Origin of the sequence: Phenylobacterium sp. (assembly GCF_031425575.1) — a bacterium.
GTDB lineage: Bacteria > Pseudomonadota > Alphaproteobacteria > Caulobacterales > Caulobacteraceae > Phenylobacterium.
On record NZ_JANPJP010000172.1, the window covers coordinates 1 to 15,354 of the forward strand.

The following is a 15,354-nucleotide window of genomic DNA, read 5'->3' on the forward strand; positions in this document are numbered from 1 at the left end:
AAACAAGCGTTTCAATTTACAGCGTCAGGCCGGGCGCGCCGGCCCCGCACCGTGGCAGACGGCCTCGATGTTGTGCCCGTCCGGGTCGAGGACGAAGGCGCCGTAATAGGTGGGGTGATAGTGCTCGCGCAGGCCGGGCGAACCGTTGTCACGGCCGCCCGCCGCCAGGGCCGCGGCGAAAAAGGCGTCCACCGTGGCTTGGTCGGGCGCGGTGAAGGCGACATGGCAGTCGCCCGCCTTGCCCCCCTGGCCGATCCAGAAGAACGGGCGGCCCGCGCCATAGCCCGAGGCGTCCTCCATGGAGACCAGCCGGATCAGGCCGAGCGGCGCGAGCGCCTTGTCGTAGAAGGCCTGGGCGGCGGTGTGATCGGCGACCTTCAGGCTCACATGGTCCAGCATCGGCGTCCCTCCTGGGTTTGACCCGAGGCTAGGACGCCCTGCCGGCTTGGCAATCCCTACTTGGAGGGCAGCTTGTCGGCGCCTGCGCAGACCGCCGCGATCAGGGCCTTGTTATCGGCGCCGTCGGCCTTCTTAGGCGTGGCGTCGCGCCAGGTCTCGGAGAGCACCAGGGGCTTGGACGGGGCATAGGAGCCGACCGTGACCAGCGTATTGGCCTTGCAATCGACGGCGACAACGCTGCCGACGCCATCGGCGGCGCCCGGCGCGCCGGGTCCCATGCGCGGGGTCGCGCCGGCCTTGCCGATGGCCTGCAGCACGACGACCTTGCCGGTGGCTGCGTCACGATAGGAATAGTCGGCGTCGTAGGACCATTGCAGGCCCTTGTCGGTGGGCGTGGTGTAGGATGTCCAGGTCTCGGCGCTAGCGGCGGACGCCACGGCCGCGACGGACAGGGCGGCGAGCGCGATAAGGCGACGCATGGATATTCTCCTGGGACTTGTAGGTTTCTTCCCTCGCAAGAACCCTTACCGGGGCGCTCCCCGGGGGGCCAAGCGGATTCGCCCTCGGGGTCCTTTCGTCTCCAGCCAAGCTTGACTCCGGAGCCTTGGGACCCTACCTCCCGCCCGTCGTTAGCACTCAGGGGCCACGGCTGCTAACGGTCGGCCCCCTGTGCGACGCAATCCATTCAACCGTTTCGAACGGAGAGAAAAAGACATGGCGTTTCGTCCCCTGGGAGACCGCGTGCTGATCAAGCGCGTCGAAGAAGTTGAAAAGACCAAGGGCGGGATCATCATCCCCGACACCGCCAAGGAAAAGCCGCAGGAAGGCGAAGTCGTCGCCGTCGGCCCTGGCGCCCGTGATGACAGCGGCAAGATCCAACCCCTGGACGTGAAGCCGGGCGACAAGATCCTGTTCGGCAAGTGGTCGGGCACCGAAGTGAAGATCGACGATCAGGACCTCCTGATCATGAAGGAAAGCGACGTCCTGGGCGTGGTTGAATAACCACCTCCTCCGCTCTCCACCCTTCCATAACACTCTGAAAGAGCTGAACAAAAATGGCCGCTAAAGACGTCTATTTCTCCTCCGACGCGCGTGACCGCATGCTGCGCGGCGTCAATGTCCTCGCCAACGCCGTGAAGGTGACCCTGGGTCCCAAGGGCCGCAACGTGGTGATCGAAAAGTCCTTCGGCGCCCCGCGCTCCACCAAGGACGGCGTCTCGGTCGCCAAGGAAATCGAACTGGCTGACCGCTTCGAGAACCTCGGCGCGCAGATGATCCGCGAAGTCGCCTCCAAGACCAACGACAAGGCCGGCGACGGCACCACCACCGCCACCGTCCTGGCCCAGGCCATCGTCGTCGAGGGCCTGAAGTCGGTCGCCGCCGGCATGAACCCGATGGACCTGAAGCGCGGCGTCGACAAGGCCGTCACCAAGGTGCTGGCCGAGATCAAGGCTTCGGCCAAGAAGGTCACCACCAACGCCGAGATCGCCCAGGTCGGCACCATCTCCGCCAACGGCGACACCGAAGTCGGCGAGATGATCGCCAAGGCCATGGCCAAGGTCGGCAACGAAGGCGTCATCACGGTTGAAGAAGCCAAGACCGCCGAGACCGAACTCGACGTCGTCGAAGGCATGCAGTTCGACCGCGGCTACCTGTCGCCCTACTTCATCACCAACGCCGACAAGATGGAGGTCGAACTCGAAGAGCCTCTGATCCTGCTCTACGAAAAGAAGCTGACCTCGCTGCAGCCCCTGCTTCCGGTCCTGGAAGCCGTGGTCCAGTCGGGTCGTCCCTTGCTGATCATCGCCGAGGACGTCGAGGGCGAAGCCCTGGCCACCCTGGTGGTGAACAAGCTGCGCGGCGGTCTCCGCGTCGCCGCCGTCAAGGCGCCGGGCTTCGGCGATCGCCGCAAGGCCATGCTGGAAGACATCGCCATCCTGACCGGCGGTGAGCTGATCAGCGAAGACCTGGGCATCAAGCTCGAAAACGTCGGCCTGGAAATGCTGGGCAAGGCCAAGAAGGTCTCCATCACCAAGGACGACACCACCATCGTCGACGGCATCGGCGCCAAGGACGCGATCGAAGGCCGCATCGGCCAGATCAAGCGCCAGATCGAAGACACCACGTCTGACTACGACAAGGAAAAGCTGCAGGAACGTCTGGCCAAGCTGGCCGGCGGCGTCGCGGTCATCCGCGTCGGCGGTTCGACCGAAGTCGAAGTGAAGGAAAAGAAGGACCGCGTCGACGACGCCCTCAACGCGACCCGCGCGGCCGTGGAAGAAGGCATCGTCCCCGGCGGCGGCGTCGCCCTGCTGAAGGCCTCCAAGGCTCTGGACGGCTTCAAGGGTGACAACGCTGACCAGGAAGCCGGCGTCGCCATCGTGCGCCGCGCCCTGCAGGCCCCGATCCGCCAGATCGCCGAGAACGCCGGCGTCGAAGGCTCGATCGTGGTCGGCAAGGTCATGGAAAACAGCTCCGCGACCTTCGGCTTCAACGCCCAGACCGAAGAGTATGTGGACATGGTCGCGGGCGGCGTCATCGACCCGGCCAAGGTGGTCCGCACCGCCCTGCAGGACGCGGCCTCGGTCGCCGGCCTGATGATCACCACCGAAGCCGCGATCGTCGAGGCGCCCAAGAAGGGCGGCCAAGGCGGCCCCGACATGGGTGGCGGCATGGGCGGCATGGGCGGCATGGACTTCTAAGTCCAAGCTCCTACCGCGTTTAAGATTGAGGGCGGGGCCGCGAGGCTCCGCCCTTTTTCGTGCGCGCTACGGGCGTTTGAGCTTTTCGAGCAGCGGGCTCAGCTCGCCCTTGATCTCGTAGACGCCGACATCCTTGACCATCTGAGGGGTCGCCCATTCCGGCCACGGCTCGATGACCTCGATGTCACGGAAGGCGTTTGTCAGGGCGCCCGGCGACTTGGCCTTGATGAAGGCCCACTCGACCCCCAGCTCGCCCTTGTGACGGATCAGGAAGGTGGCCATCAGTCAGCCTTTCCGTCGCCCAGCACGACACCGCCGATCCAGCTGACCACACCCACGATGATCGAGGCGAGGATACCCGGGATCAGGCCCGAGATCGTGAAGCCCGGCAGCAGCAGGGCCACGAGCCCGATCATGGCGGCGTTCACCACCAGCAGGAACAGGCCGAGCGTCAGGATGGTGAGCGGCAGGGTCAGCAGGAAGACGATCGGCCTGACGATGGCGTTGACCAGCCCCAGCAGCAGGGCGGCGAGCAGCAGATCCAGCCAGCCGGAATAGGAGACGCCGGCCAGGACCACGGCGGCGAGCCAGAGACCCAGGGCTGCGATCAGCACGCGGGCGAGGAAGCGGGACATCGGTGAACTCCGGCCTTAAGGACGAGGCGACTTAAGCCACAGCATCCAGGAAGGCTCCATGCCCTACGTCAATATCCGCATCACGCCTGGCGCCACCCAGGCCCAGAAGGAAGAGCTGATCGCCGGCGCCACCGAGCTGCTGGTCAAGGTGCTGAACAAGAACCCGCAGACCACCTTCGTGGTGATCGGCGAGGTGGAACGCGAGCATTGGGACGTGGGCGGCCAAAGCATCGCGGCGCGGGACAAGGCCTGAGTTTCAGCCGCCCGCGGCGGCGGGGGCCGCTGAGCCATCCCGAAAACCTGGCCGCAGACCCCTACGGCCAGGTTCGCGCCACCTCGCCAGGAAGATTTTCGTCTCCAGCGCCAAAAACGAAGATTTCACGTTTGCCGGCCTAGGTTGACGGGGGGGGGAACCCCACACGCGCCGGAAAGGGGGGCCGACTGGTACTATGACGATGCGCGGCCTGCTCAACGACCAGCTCGACATCGTCGCCGCGGAGTCCCGCGCGACCCTGGGAATCCGACTCGCCCTGACCTTCGTCAGCGGCCTGCTGCTCGGCCTCAATTTCGGGCCCGTGATCGCCGCGATCTGGCTCTGCGCCGTGACGGCGGGCGAAGCCTTCACCTGGTGGATCACCCGCGGCCCCGCCGCCGGCCGGGCCAATTCCACAGTCAAACGACTGCTCTATGTCGTCGTCATGGCCGCGGTCAGCCTGTTATGGTCCAGCGCGGCGTGGATGTACTGGCGGACAGGGTCCCAGGCCCTGCAGTTCACCTGCATCGCCATCTCCGCGAGCCAGATGATCCATGGCCAGTGTTTCGCCTTCCGCTCCAAGCTCGCGCTTGGCGTGCTGGCCGGCATCCCCGCCGCCCTGCTCATCGGCCTGCTGATCCTGGATGGCGGCTTCAGCGGCCCGCCCCTTCTGACCCTTGCGATTAGTCTCAGCCTGGCGGTGCTCTACGTCTTCAACAGCGCCGTGGTGAACATGCGCAGCGCTCAGGCCTTGGAGGACGCCCAGGCCACGGCCATAGAAGCCAGCCAGGCCAAGTCCGCCTTCCTGGCCATGATGAGCCACGAGCTGCGGACCCCGATGAACGGGGTCCTGGGCATGGCCCACGCCCTGAAACAGACCCGTCTGGACGAGCGCCAGGGCGCCCAGGTGGAGATGCTGATCCGCTCGGGCGATGGATTGATGGCCATCCTCAACGACATTCTCGACGTCTCGAAGATCGAAGCCGGCAAGCTGGAGCTGGAGGAAATCGTCTTCGACCTCACCGAGGTCGGCGCCCGGGTGATCGACCTGTGGCGGGAGACCGCCAGCGCTAAGGGCGTTGAGCTCAGCTACCAGCTGGCGCCCGGCGCGCCCCGCTGGCTGGCCGGCGACCCCAACCGCATCCGCCAGATCATGCTGAACCTGGTGTCCAACGCCTTGAAGTTTACGGACTCCGGCGAGGTGCGCCTGTCAGTCCGGCCGGTGATCGCCCGTGGCGAAGAGTCCGCCTGCTTCGAGATCGCGGTTTCCGACACCGGCATCGGCATCACGCCTGAGCAACAGGCCAGGCTCTTCCACGCCTTCGCCCAGGCCGACGCGGCCACGACGCGCAAGTTCGGCGGCACCGGCCTGGGCCTGGCCATCTGCCGTCAACTCACCGACCTGATGGGCGGCGAAATCAAGGTGGAGAGCGAACCCGGCCGCGGCTCGGTGTTCCGTGTCACCCTGGAACTGCCCCGCGCCGACGCGGTCGATCTGGCCGAGCCCGAGGCGGCGAGCGGCGGCCTTTCGGGCCTTACCCTGCTGGTGGCCGAGGACAACCCGATCAACCAGGCCGTGGTCCGCGCCGTCCTGGAGGCGGTCGGCGCGCGTCTCGAGACCGCCAACGATGGGGTCGAGGCCTTGGAGATGCTGCGGGAGAAGGCCTTCGACCTGGTGCTGATGGATGTGCATATGCCGCGCATGGACGGCATCGAGGCCCTGCGCCGCATCCGCGCGGGCGAAACCGGTGACGCCCGGCAGCCGGTGATCGCGCTCACCGCCGACGCCATGCCGGGTGAGGACCAGAAGCTGATGGCCCACGGCTTCGACCACGTGCAGCCCAAGCCGATCCAACCCATGGCCCTGATCGCCGCCATCCTCGACGCCTGCGAGGCGCGGGCCGAAGGCGCCGAGACGGAAGTCGCCTAGCCTCTACTCCGCGGCCACCGCGTCCGAAACAGGCACGGTTTCCGACAGCCGCCCACCAATGCGGATGGGCTCGACCCGGCGGGCCAGGCCCGTGGCGTCGTCGGTCTCCACATAGACCCCGCAGACTGTGGCCGGACCTTCGGCCGGCTTGTAGCGACCGCCGGAGATACGGGTGGTGAAGCGCCGCAGGGGTTCTTCCTTCTGATTGCCGATCACACTGTCATAGTCGGCGCAGGCGCCGGCGTCGGTCTGGTAGGCGGTGCCACCGTTGAGAATCTGGCAGTCGGCCGTGGGGACGTGGGTGTGGGTGCCCACCACCAGGCTGGCGCGGCCGTCGCAGAAGTGGCCCATGGCCATCTTCTCGCTGGTGATCTCGGCGTGCATGTCCACCACGATGGCGTCCACGGCCATCCCCAGCGGGCAGGCCTCGAGCTCGCGGTCCACGGCGGCGAAGGGGTCGTCCAGGCTGTCCATGTGGACGCGGCCCAGGACGTTGATCACCAGGATGCGCTGACCCTTGTCGGTCTCGAACATCTGCGAGCCGCGGCCTGGCGTGTCGGCGAACAGCGGATAGTTCACCGGCCGGATCAGGCGCGGTTCGCGCACGATATAGGTGAGCGCCTCCTTCTGGTCGAAGGAGTGGTTGCCCAGGGTCAGACAATCAGCCCCGGCGTCGAACAGTTCGCGGGCGGTGTTCTCGGTGATGCCGAAACCCGCCGCGGCGTTTTCGGCGTTGATGATGACGAAATCCAGGGCCAGCCTGCGGCGCAGGGCGGGCAGATGGTCGGCGATCCCGTCGCGGCCGGCGCGGCCCACCACATCCCCGAAGAAAGCAAAACGCATTGAAAGTCCTTAGGTGTTCTGGACTTCCCTATAGCCCGTTTCCGTGAGGATGGCGTCCAGCCTCTGGTCGTGAGGATCAAGTTCCATCGGTTCGACCTCCTGGCCGGCATAGGCCAGGCCCAGGACGAAGACCGGCCGGGTCGACCGAAGGCTCTCCAGGGTCCGGTCGTAGTGACCGCCGCCCTGACCCAGGCGGCCGCCGTTGCGGTCGAAGGCCAGCAGGGGAGCGATCACCAGGTCGGGATGCAATCCAGGGGCGGAGGGCGGCGGCGCCGGCACCCCCACGGCGTCAGGAACCAGGGTGTCGCGGGAATCCCAGGCTCGGAACACCAGGGGGGCGTCGCGGGACAGGGCCACCGGCAGGGTCAACATGGCGCCGGTCGCCGCCAGCCTGCGGATCAGCGGGCTAGGGTCCAGCTCCGACCCCAAGGCATGATAGCCGCCAAAGGCCGCGAAGGCTGGCAGACATTCCAGAGGCAGCAGGGCCGCGGCCCGCTCGGCCGCATCCGGGGCCGCGATGGCCAGGGCTTTGCGCAGGACGCGCAGGCGCGCCCGCTGCTCGGTCTTGGAGGTCGGGGACAAGGTCTCACCCTAGGGAGGGAAAGGGTGGCGGCGCCGCGAGAGCCGTGAAGGACGGTTAAAACCCCCTCGGACCTGGTATACCAGGTGGGTGCCATATGCCCGGGCCCACGAGCCCGGACAGGGACAGCTCCCGTAGAGAGAATTAAGGTCTCTGGGATTTGTTGCCTTCGACGAGATCCGCAGCAGACCCGCCGAGGACCAAGATAGGCCCCCGGGGCCGACTTCTCAAGCGCCGCCGCGTGATCCGGCGACAGGTGCGGTTATTTCGCCAGCCGCAGGTTGTCGATGGAGCCGGCGATGGCGTCGAAGGCGGCCTGCAGATCATCGACATCCTGCACGTCGTAGAACTTGTCCGGCGTCGAGGCGCAGTTCTGCAACAGGGACGAGGAGCCGCTGGTGACCTCAACTCGCACCGTATAGACCACGATGTCCCGGGCCTTCACGGCTGTACAAAGCAGCGCCAGCCGGGTGTCGATGGCGTCGGCGCGCACGGCGCCGTCCGACGAGGTGGTGCCCAGCATATTCTGCCAGATGTAGCCCAGGCCGCCATAGAATGAGCCGTTCGATTCCCCGCTCCTGGAGGGATTGTTCATGGTGTTATTGCCGTCGGTCATCAGGATGATGATCTTGCGGACGTGGGCGGTGCCGTAGGGCGAGCCGCCGGTAAGCGGTCCGGAAGGCGCCACCGCGTGCCAACCCCAGACCAGACCCAGGGGAATGTTGGTTTCCCCCACCGCGGTCATATTGGTGATGCCGGTCTTGATGGAGGCGCTGCTGGTGGTCAGGGGGATGACCGGCTGCAGGGTACAACCGGCGTTGGGGCCCAGGGAATAGGCGCCGTAGGCCGAGCCATCGAGGCTGAAGGCCCCCGAGCGCGCCATGCTGCCGCCGGCGTACTTGGCGGTCCGGCGCTGCTTCTGCCGGGCGGTCAGACCTGAGGCGCCACCATCGTTCATGTAGTTGTTGTAGTGATTGCTGTCGGGCTCGTCGGGCCAGAAATATGGAATGAACATCGAGGCCGGGGTCGCCGAACTCGCGGCGTCCTCCCGGATGTCATAAGGTTGCCGGCGCTGCTCGACGCAGCCGCCCCAGGACTGACCAATGTTCTTCATCATCGCGAAGCGGTCGGTCTTGCTGGTGGAGCCAGAGCTCACCTCGAAGATGTCGTTATTGGTGGACCCCGACCAGTGCGCGGAGGCCAGCGGGTCGAGCCAGGTGGGGATGCCGGGACCCGTGCGGGTCGTGACGTTGTAGCTGGTCAGGCTGGTCGTCGCCTGCACGCGGACCGTGGTGGAGAACGGCACCAGGGCGATCTTCAGCGGGTCGGTCTGAACGCTGCGCGCCGAGGCCTCCACCAGCTTGTCCACCAGGGCCGCGGCGGCGTCCTTCAGGGTGGCGAGCTTCGTGCCCTGCATGGAGCCCGTATTGTCGAGCACCAGGGCGATCTCGATCCGGTCGAGGGAGCGCACGACCTCGGCGTTGGCCTTGACGTTGGTGTGATTCCAGACGCCGGGCGCCAGGGCGGGAGGCGTCACCTCGGCGTAACCCACCACCTTGTCCCCCACGAGGGTGAAGTTCGAGGCCACCAGTGTGGCGCCGGCCGGCAGGACCAGGTTGGCGGTGAGGGCGGCGTCGCCCACCGCGTCCACCGCGCCGGTGGTCGTGCCCGTGGAGCGCGCGGCGAACAGGGCCGCGGCGTCCAGGGCGTCCTGCAGATTATTGCGCTGGGTCGAGGCCAGGTAGATGTCAAACATGCCCAGCATCAACGGGGCGAGCAGGATCAGGGAGACCGCGAAGAACACCGCCGCGGCGCCGTTCTCGTCCCGGGCGCCGGCCACGCAGCGCCGCAGCAGCCGCACGCGCCAGTCCATCGCTCGAGTCTTGTCTTGGTCCAGTTTCGCGCGCACGCCACGCCCCCGATCTCAGGAATATCGGGGAAGTTTCGCAGATCAGCGTAAACGAAAGAGGCGCCCCACAGGGTAAACGGCGCCGCAAGGAAATCCCCTGCGGCGCCCCGCTCACCAGCCGCAGCGCTCGCCCTTGTTCTGCTTGGTCAACCAGCCGTTCAGAGGCTTGAAATACTCGGTGATGGCGCTGCTGTCGGTGCGCGTCTCGCCCGAATAGACCTTGAGGGTCTCCTGCCAGGGTTGTGAATTTCCCAGCTCCAGCATGGCGTTCAGCTTTTCGCCCACATCCTTGCGGCCGTAGAGAGAGCAGCGGTGCAGCGGCCCCTTCCAGCCCGTCTGCTGGCAGGCAGCCCGCTAGAATTGGAACTCGTAGTTGAAGGCCAGGACGTAGCGCCTGTAGGGCACACTGGCGGCGATGTGGTACTTGGCGGCCGGGTCAAAGGCCAGCAGGGCGACCGCGTTGGCCGCCAGACACGCGCTAGACGCGCATCTCCGAGGCGGCCCGGCGGATGGTGTCCTCCACGGCGGCCTGGGCGTCGGACTGGCTGCGATCCAGGCCGGTGGCGACGGTCTCGCCGTCCAGGTCATAGACCGACCACGACCAGCCAAGCTCGGCATGGGCCAGCGAGTAGGCGAACGGTTGGTCTGTCATGGGCGGCCTCGCGTTGTTGCGTTGCAGCAAGAATGCTTGATGACGACTCCAACGCACCTTTGTGTCAAGCGGTTGCGCGCTTCACGCACTGCAGCGCGCAACATCTTCGTGTCCGGCCGGGCGACCGTAGATGCAACAGCGGAATACAACGGGTCCGCGCCGGAAAATCAGCCCGCAAATCCTCCACGACAGGGCACGCCAATTGACCTTGGCTAAGCTTTGCCCTCCCCTCTGGCCACGACAGTGGTCATCCGGGGAGGGGGCGATGGCTCCGAGCGACGAGACGCCGACCGAGGGCGCGCCTGAGCCCATGCCCCGGCCCGATCCCACCCCGCGGCGCCCCGCCTCGACCCTTGGTGGCCGCCTGCGGGCGTGGACCGATGGCGCGCGTTCCAGCCGCGTGCCCGGCCTGTTGGCCGCCGGCCTGTTGGTGGCGGCGTTCGGCGGCGGCTTCATCGCCGCCAAGGGCATGGACGGCTTGTCCCTGTTCGGCGCCGGCAAGTCCGGCCCCGCCGCCAAGCTGGAGCCGGGCGCCCAGGGCTGGTCTCTGTTCGGCAAGCCCCGCAACGCCAACGCGCCCCGCCGCGGTGTCCCCAAGCCCGAAGGCTTCGCCGTCTGGCGCTCGCGCATCGACACCTCCAAGCCTGAACCCCTGGCCTGCGTCGAGTTGACGAGGCCCCTCGACCCCGCCAAGTCCTATGCCGACTACGTGCTGGTGGCGCCCGACATGGGGGCCAGCCCCGCCGTCTCGGTGAAAGGCTCCGAGCTCTGCGTCGCCGGCGTCGGCTTCACCGACCGCCGCGTGACCCTGCTGAAGGGCCTGCCCGCCCGGGGCGGCGAACTGCTCGCCGCCAACGCCGACGTCGACTTCACCTTCGGCGAGAAGCCCCCCTATGTCGGCTTCGCTGGCGAAGGCGTGATCCTGCCGCGCGAGGACGCCGACGGCGTCGGCATCGAGACCGTGAACGTGTCACGCCTCTATGTAGAGGTCTGGCGCGTGGTGGACCGCAACCTGGTCCGCAAGTCGATCAGCGCGCCGGATCCCACGCCCGAGGGCCAGTATTCCGACGACTACGGCTCCGACAGCCCCGACGACGAGGGCCGGATCGTCTGGAAGGGCGAGGTGGCGGTCAACGCCCAGAACGCCGGCGACCGCACCACCACCGTCTTCCCCCTGGGCGCCGTGCTCAAGGACATGAAGCCGGGCGGCTACGTCATCAAGGCCCGCGACGCCTCCGGCGGCCGCGCCATCAAGGGCGACGACGGCGAGACCCTCGACCCCAATCCGCCGGCCCAGGCCAGGCGCTGGGTGATGTTCACCGACATGGCGCTGTCGGCCTATGACGGCTCCGAAGCCCTCGACGTCGTGGTCCGCTCGCTGAAGACCGCCAAGACCCTGCCGGGCGTGAAGGTCACCCTGGTGGCCCGCAACGGCGAGGACCTGGCCGTGGCCAACGCCGACGCCTCGGGCCGGGTACGCTTCGATCACGCCCTGCTGGAGGGAGAGGGCCCCGCCGACGCCAAGATGGTCATGGCCTATGGACCGGCCGGCGACCTCGCCGTGCTGGACCTCGACCGCGCGCCTGTCGACCTGTCGAAGCAGGGCATCGGCGGCCGCACCACCGAGAGCCCGGATGGCGGCGTGGCCGGCCGCTCGGTCTCCACCGCCGTCGACGCCTATATCTATGGCGACCGCGGCATCTATCGCCCCGGCGAGACGGTCCACCTGAACGCCCTGCTCCGCGACCGTGAAGTCAAGGCGGTGAAGGACCGCAAGGGCGCCATCGTCGTGCGCCGTCCGTCCGGCGTGGAGTTCAAGCGCTACGCCTTCGACCGCGCCCCGACGGGTTCCGTCGGCGCCGACGTGGTGCTGCCCAAGAGCGCGCCGCGCGGCCGCTGGACCGCCAAGGTCGAGATCGACGGCCTGGAGCAGCCCGCGGGGACCTTGAGCTTCTCGGTCGAGGACTTCGCGCCGCAGCGGCTGGCCGTGACCGCGGTCGGCCAGGAGTCCGTGCCGCTGAAAGCAGCAGAGATCCGCAATGTCGATATCAACGCCCGCTTCCTCTACGGCGCGGCCGGCGCGGGCCTGCAGGTGCAGGGCGAGGCGCGGCTGAAGGTTGACGCCAACCCCTTCCCGCAGTTCGAGGGCTATTCGTGGGGTGACCAGGTCAGCCCCTTCGAGGAGAAGTATCTCGACCTCGGCCAGACCGTCACCGACGGCGAGGGCCGGGCCACCCTGAAGCTGTCGGCCGCCGAGGCCGGCGACACCCCCCAGCCCCTGTCGGCCGTCATGACCGCCAGCGTCTTCGAGCCCGGCGGCCGGCCGGTGCGCGAGGGCCTGAACCTCAAGGTCCGCAACAAGGCCCTCTATCTGGGGGTCAAGGTCGACCAGGGTGACTCAGGCGGCAGTGGCGATCCCACCATCGCGCTCAACGTCATCGCCGCCGACGCCTTGGGCAGGCGGACCTCGGCCAACGGCGTGGCCTACAGCCTGATCGCCGAGAACTGGGACTATGACTGGTACCAGCAGGACGGACGCTGGCAGTGGCGCCGGACCAGCCGCGACGTTGTGGTGCAAAAGGGCGCGCTGAACGTCGGGTCCGGAGCGCCCGCCCGCATCGCACGCCGTCTCGGCTGGGGCGACTATCGCCTTGAGCTCACCGGGCCGGGCGGCGCGAAAAGCGTCATCCGCTTCGCCTCGGGCTGGGGGGCGCCGGCCAAGGACGTCGAGGCCCCCGACTTTGTGCGCGTCAGCGCCGGGGCCCAGGCCTACGCCCAGGGCGACACCGTCGAGATCACCCTGAAGCCCCCCTATGCCGGGGAGGCCCAGATCGCGGTGGCCACCGACCGGCTGATCGACTTCAAGACCGTCACCGTCGGCAAGGAGGGCGCCACCGTGCGCCTGAAGACCAACGGCGCCTGGGGCGGCGGGGCCTATGTCCTGGTGAGCGTGGTTCAGCCGCGCGATCCGGTGGCCGCGCCCAAGCCGCGCCGCGCGCTCGGCCTGGTCTACGTGCCCCTCGACCCGAAGAGCCGCAAGCTCAGCGTCGAGCTGAACACCCCGGCCAAGGTGGACTCCAAGGCCCTGTTTAGCGTGCCCATCACCATCAAGGGCGCCGGCCTCGGCGGCCGGGCGCACGTGACCCTGGCGGCCGTCGACGAGGGCATCCTGCGCCTGACCAAGTTCGACAGTCCCGATCCGGTGAAGTGGTACTTCGGCAAGAAGGCCCTGACCCTCGGCTACCGCGACGACTACGGCCGCATGCTCGACCCCAACCTGGGCGCGCCGGCCAATGTCAGCTTCGGCGGCGATGAGATCGGCGGCGAGGGCCTGACCGTCACCCCCATCAAGACCGTGGCCCTGTGGTCGGGCGTGGTGGAGACGGGCCTGGACGGCAAGGCGGTGATCAAGTTCCCCGCCCCGGACTTCAACGGCGAACTGCGATTGATGGCCGTGGCCTGGACCGACACCGCCGTGGGCTCGGCCTCCAAGCCGCTCACCGTGCGCGAGCCTGTGGTGACCGAACTGTCGCTGCCGCGCTTCCTGGCGCCCGGGGACAAGGCCTTCGCCACCCTGGAACTGCACAATCTGGAGGGCAGGGTCGGCGCCTATGTCGCCCAGCTCACCTCGTCGGGCGGGATACTGGCGCCCTTCAAGAAGGCCTATCAGCTGGCCCTCAACCAGCGGGTCGCCGAGCGGATAGCCTTCGACGCCCCCACCCGCGCCGGCATCGGCAAGGTCGGGTTCACGGTCTCAGGCCCTGGGTTCACGACGGTGCGAGACTATCCGATCCAGACCCGCCTGGGCTGGAGCCCGGTCACCCGCACCACCATCGAGTTGCAACGCCCTGGGACCAGCTACACCCCGACGGCGAACCTGCTCGCGGGCCTGGCGGCGGGGGACGCCACGATGCAGGTCAGCTACTCGCCGTTCCGGGGCTTCGACCCCGGGCCGATCGCGGTCGCCCTGTCACGCTATCCTTATGGCTGCACCGAACAGACCATCTCGGCGGCCTATCCCCTGCTCTACGCCCAGGAGATCAGCAGCGACCCGAAGGTGAAGCGCTCCTCGGCCGCCCTGGCCGGCGCCGTGGGACGCCTGTTGGACCGCCAGACCCTCGACGGGGCCTTCGGTCTCTGGCGGGTGGGCGATGGTGAGGCCGACGCCTGGCTGGGCGCCTACGCCACCGACTTCCTCATCGAGGCCCAGCGCGCGGGCGTGCCCGTGCCGCAACAGGCCGTCGACCGGGCGCTGTCGGCCATGCGCCAGATCTCCCAGCCCACCGGCTGGGTCTCGATCTCCTACCGCACGGAATATCCCGAGTGGTGGGCGGGCTCGCCCGACGCCTCGAAGAAGGCCACGGCCAGCATGCGCAGCCGCGCCTCGGCCTACGCCCTCTACGTCCTGGCCAAGGGCGGACGGGGCGACCTGGGCCGCCTGCGCTGGTGGCATGACGTGCAGATGAAGAGCGAAAGCTCGCCCCTGGCCAAGGCCCAGGTGGGCGCGGGCCTCGCCCTGATGGGTGACCACGCCCGGGCCCGCTCGGCCCTGCGCCAGGCGATCCGCAGCCTGGGCTATCGTGAGGAGAGCGACTGGTACCAGAGCCCGCTGCGGGACCTGGCGGCCGTCATCGCGCTGGCCTACGAGGCCGGGGAAAGCGGCATGGCGCGCGGCCTTCAGGGCCGGCTCGAGAACGCCGTGAAGGACCCTGACAGCCTCAACACCCAGGAGCAGGCCCGCCTGCTGCAGGCCGCCCACTTCATGCTGAAGGCGGCGGGACCGATGAAGGTCACCGCCGCCGGCGCCACCCCGCTCAGTCCGGCGGGCGGGGCTCCGCGCTGGGCCGTGGGCAAACTGTCGGCGGCCAGCTTCACGAACGGCGGCAATGCGCTCTGGCGGACGGTGACGGTGACGGGGACCCCCATCGCCGCCCCGCCGGCCAGCGAGAGCGGCATCACGCTCAGCAAGCGGCTGGTGGGCTTCACCGGCGGTGCGGTCGATCCCCGGGCCCTGCGCCAGGGCGACCGGGTGATCGTGGTGGTCTCCGGGCGCTCCAGCCAGGCGCGCTCCATGGCGCTGGTGATCGACGATCCGCTGCCGGCCGGCTTTGAGATCGAGACGGTGCTGGGTCCCGACGACGCCCAGAACGGACCGTTCCGGTTCCTGGGAACCCTGACCGGCGCCGACGTCCAGGAAAGCCGCGACGATCGTTATGTCGCCGCCACCGACCTGGCGGGCAAGGCGAGCTTCTCCTTCGCCTATGTCGCCCGCGCGGTGACCGCCGGCGACTTCCTGCTCCCCGGCGCCCAGGCCCACGACATGTACCGCCCGGCGCTCAACGCCCGCACGGCCGCGGACCGAACGACGATCACACCGGGGCCGTAGTGACGAAAATGAGTGATGGAGACCCTCTCCCCTTGTGGGAGAGGGTGGCCGTCCGAAGGACGGTC

Annotated in this window: 13 protein-coding genes, 1 other RNA gene and 1 pseudogene; 5 read left to right on the forward strand and 10 right to left on the reverse strand. The window is 68.1% G+C overall.

All coding sequences use genetic code 11. From position 1 onward, the window contains the following. Positions 1-24: 24 nt before the first annotated feature. Together RMO97_RS09585 and RMO97_RS09590 are read right to left on the reverse strand one after the other, a co-directional pair. Positions 25-399 (reverse strand): VOC family protein, encoded by a 375-nt coding sequence (locus RMO97_RS09585; RefSeq protein ID WP_310540636.1) that lies wholly within the window; start codon positions 397-399, stop codon positions 25-27. A 56-nt stretch (positions 400-455) separates the two neighbouring features. Then, complete coding sequence (locus RMO97_RS09590; RefSeq protein WP_310540637.1) at positions 456-878, reverse strand: hypothetical protein; 423 nt, start codon at positions 876-878, stop codon at positions 456-458. Positions 879-1,113: 235 nt separating this feature from the next. Between RMO97_RS09590 and groES the strand changes: the two genes are divergently transcribed. Continuing rightward, on the forward strand, positions 1,114-1,401 hold the full coding sequence (groES, locus tag RMO97_RS09595) for a co-chaperone GroES (RefSeq protein WP_215338158.1): 288 nt from the start codon (positions 1,114-1,116) through the stop codon (positions 1,399-1,401). Positions 1,402-1,454: 53 nt separating this feature from the next. Then, a complete protein-coding gene (groL, locus tag RMO97_RS09600) occupies positions 1,455-3,101 on the forward strand; it encodes a chaperonin GroEL (RefSeq protein ID WP_310540640.1) in 1,647 nt (548 codons plus the stop codon). A gap of 66 nt (positions 3,102-3,167) precedes the next feature. Here groL and RMO97_RS09605 read toward each other — a convergent pair whose 3' ends face one another. Continuing rightward, positions 3,168-3,383: a hypothetical protein gene (locus RMO97_RS09605; RefSeq protein ID WP_310540641.1), complete on the reverse strand. Its 216-nt coding sequence runs from the start codon at positions 3,381-3,383 to the stop codon at positions 3,168-3,170. Then, positions 3,383-3,736 carry a phage holin family protein gene (locus tag RMO97_RS09610; RefSeq protein ID WP_310540643.1) on the reverse strand — a complete coding sequence of 118 codons (354 nt, stop codon included), beginning with the start codon at positions 3,734-3,736 and terminating at the stop codon, positions 3,383-3,385. The genes RMO97_RS09605 and RMO97_RS09610 overlap by 1 nt, the downstream gene beginning before the upstream one ends. A gap of 58 nt (positions 3,737-3,794) precedes the next feature. Here RMO97_RS09610 and RMO97_RS09615 point away from each other — a divergent pair, with 58 nt between their 5' ends. Both RMO97_RS09615 and RMO97_RS09620 read left to right on the forward strand, forming a co-directional pair. Continuing rightward, on the forward strand, positions 3,795-3,989 hold the full coding sequence (locus tag RMO97_RS09615; protein ID WP_310540645.1) for a 4-oxalocrotonate tautomerase family protein: 195 nt from the start codon (positions 3,795-3,797) through the stop codon (positions 3,987-3,989). Between the two features lie 196 nt (positions 3,990-4,185). Then, entirely contained in the window at positions 4,186-5,919 is a 1,734-nt protein-coding gene (locus tag RMO97_RS09620; RefSeq protein WP_310540647.1) for an ATP-binding protein, read from the forward strand. A 3-nt stretch (positions 5,920-5,922) separates the two neighbouring features. Here the strand turns inward: RMO97_RS09620 and RMO97_RS09625 are convergent, their stop codons facing one another. The 6 genes and pseudogenes from RMO97_RS09625 to RMO97_RS09650 form a co-directional block, all read right to left on the reverse strand. Continuing rightward, the gene (locus RMO97_RS09625; RefSeq protein WP_310540648.1) at positions 5,923-6,762 is read right to left on the reverse strand and encodes a TIGR00282 family metallophosphoesterase; all 840 of its coding nucleotides are present in this window, start codon (positions 6,760-6,762) and stop codon (positions 5,923-5,925) included. Between the two features lie 9 nt (positions 6,763-6,771). Then, on the reverse strand, positions 6,772-7,344 hold the full coding sequence (locus tag RMO97_RS09630; protein WP_310540649.1) for a 5-formyltetrahydrofolate cyclo-ligase: 573 nt from the start codon (positions 7,342-7,344) through the stop codon (positions 6,772-6,774). A 27-nt stretch (positions 7,345-7,371) separates the two neighbouring features. After that, positions 7,372-7,533, reverse strand: a non-coding RNA gene (gene ssrS, locus RMO97_RS09635) — 6S RNA. 71 nt (positions 7,534-7,604) lie between these two features. Further along, the gene (locus RMO97_RS09640; RefSeq protein ID WP_310540651.1) at positions 7,605-9,251 is read right to left on the reverse strand and encodes a pilus assembly protein TadG-related protein; all 1,647 of its coding nucleotides are present in this window, start codon (positions 9,249-9,251) and stop codon (positions 7,605-7,607) included. Positions 9,252-9,362: 111 nt separating this feature from the next. Continuing rightward, positions 9,363-9,803, reverse strand: a pseudogene (locus RMO97_RS09645) (M2 family metallopeptidase). Next, positions 9,730-9,903 carry a hypothetical protein gene (locus RMO97_RS09650; protein WP_310540652.1) on the reverse strand — a complete coding sequence of 58 codons (174 nt, stop codon included), beginning with the start codon at positions 9,901-9,903 and terminating at the stop codon, positions 9,730-9,732. Before RMO97_RS09650 ends, RMO97_RS09645 begins: the two are co-directional and overlap by 74 nt. A gap of 265 nt (positions 9,904-10,168) precedes the next feature. Between RMO97_RS09650 and RMO97_RS09655 the strand changes: the two genes are divergently transcribed. Beyond that, complete coding sequence (locus RMO97_RS09655) at positions 10,169-15,289, forward strand: alpha-2-macroglobulin (RefSeq protein ID WP_310540653.1); 5,121 nt, start codon at positions 10,169-10,171, stop codon at positions 15,287-15,289. Positions 15,290-15,354 lie beyond the last annotated feature (65 nt).

What these genes read in the sequence shown, in the direction of transcription:
- RMO97_RS09655 (WP_310540653.1), top strand. Translation starts at nt 10,169, where the DNA reads ATGGCTCCGAGCGACGAGACGCCGACCGAGGGCGCGCCTGAGCCCATG.
- RMO97_RS09610 (WP_310540643.1), bottom strand. Translation starts at nt 3,736, where the DNA reads ATGTCCCGCTTCCTCGCCCGCGTGCTGATCGCAGCCCTGGGTCTCTGG.
- RMO97_RS09620 (WP_310540647.1), top strand. Translation starts at nt 4,186, where the DNA reads ATGACGATGCGCGGCCTGCTCAACGACCAGCTCGACATCGTCGCCGCG.
- RMO97_RS09650 (WP_310540652.1), bottom strand. Translation starts at nt 9,903, where the DNA reads ATGACAGACCAACCGTTCGCCTACTCGCTGGCCCATGCCGAGCTTGGC.
- RMO97_RS09615 (WP_310540645.1), top strand. Translation starts at nt 3,795, where the DNA reads ATGCCCTACGTCAATATCCGCATCACGCCTGGCGCCACCCAGGCCCAG.
- RMO97_RS09590 (WP_310540637.1), bottom strand. Translation starts at nt 878, where the DNA reads ATGCGTCGCCTTATCGCGCTCGCCGCCCTGTCCGTCGCGGCCGTGGCG.
- RMO97_RS09585 (WP_310540636.1), bottom strand. Translation starts at nt 399, where the DNA reads ATGCTGGACCATGTGAGCCTGAAGGTCGCCGATCACACCGCCGCCCAG.
- groES (WP_215338158.1), top strand. Translation starts at nt 1,114, where the DNA reads ATGGCGTTTCGTCCCCTGGGAGACCGCGTGCTGATCAAGCGCGTCGAA.
- groL (WP_310540640.1), top strand. Translation starts at nt 1,455, where the DNA reads ATGGCCGCTAAAGACGTCTATTTCTCCTCCGACGCGCGTGACCGCATG.
- RMO97_RS09625 (WP_310540648.1), bottom strand. Translation starts at nt 6,762, where the DNA reads ATGCGTTTTGCTTTCTTCGGGGATGTGGTGGGCCGCGCCGGCCGCGAC.
- RMO97_RS09605 (WP_310540641.1), bottom strand. Translation starts at nt 3,383, where the DNA reads ATGGCCACCTTCCTGATCCGTCACAAGGGCGAGCTGGGGGTCGAGTGG.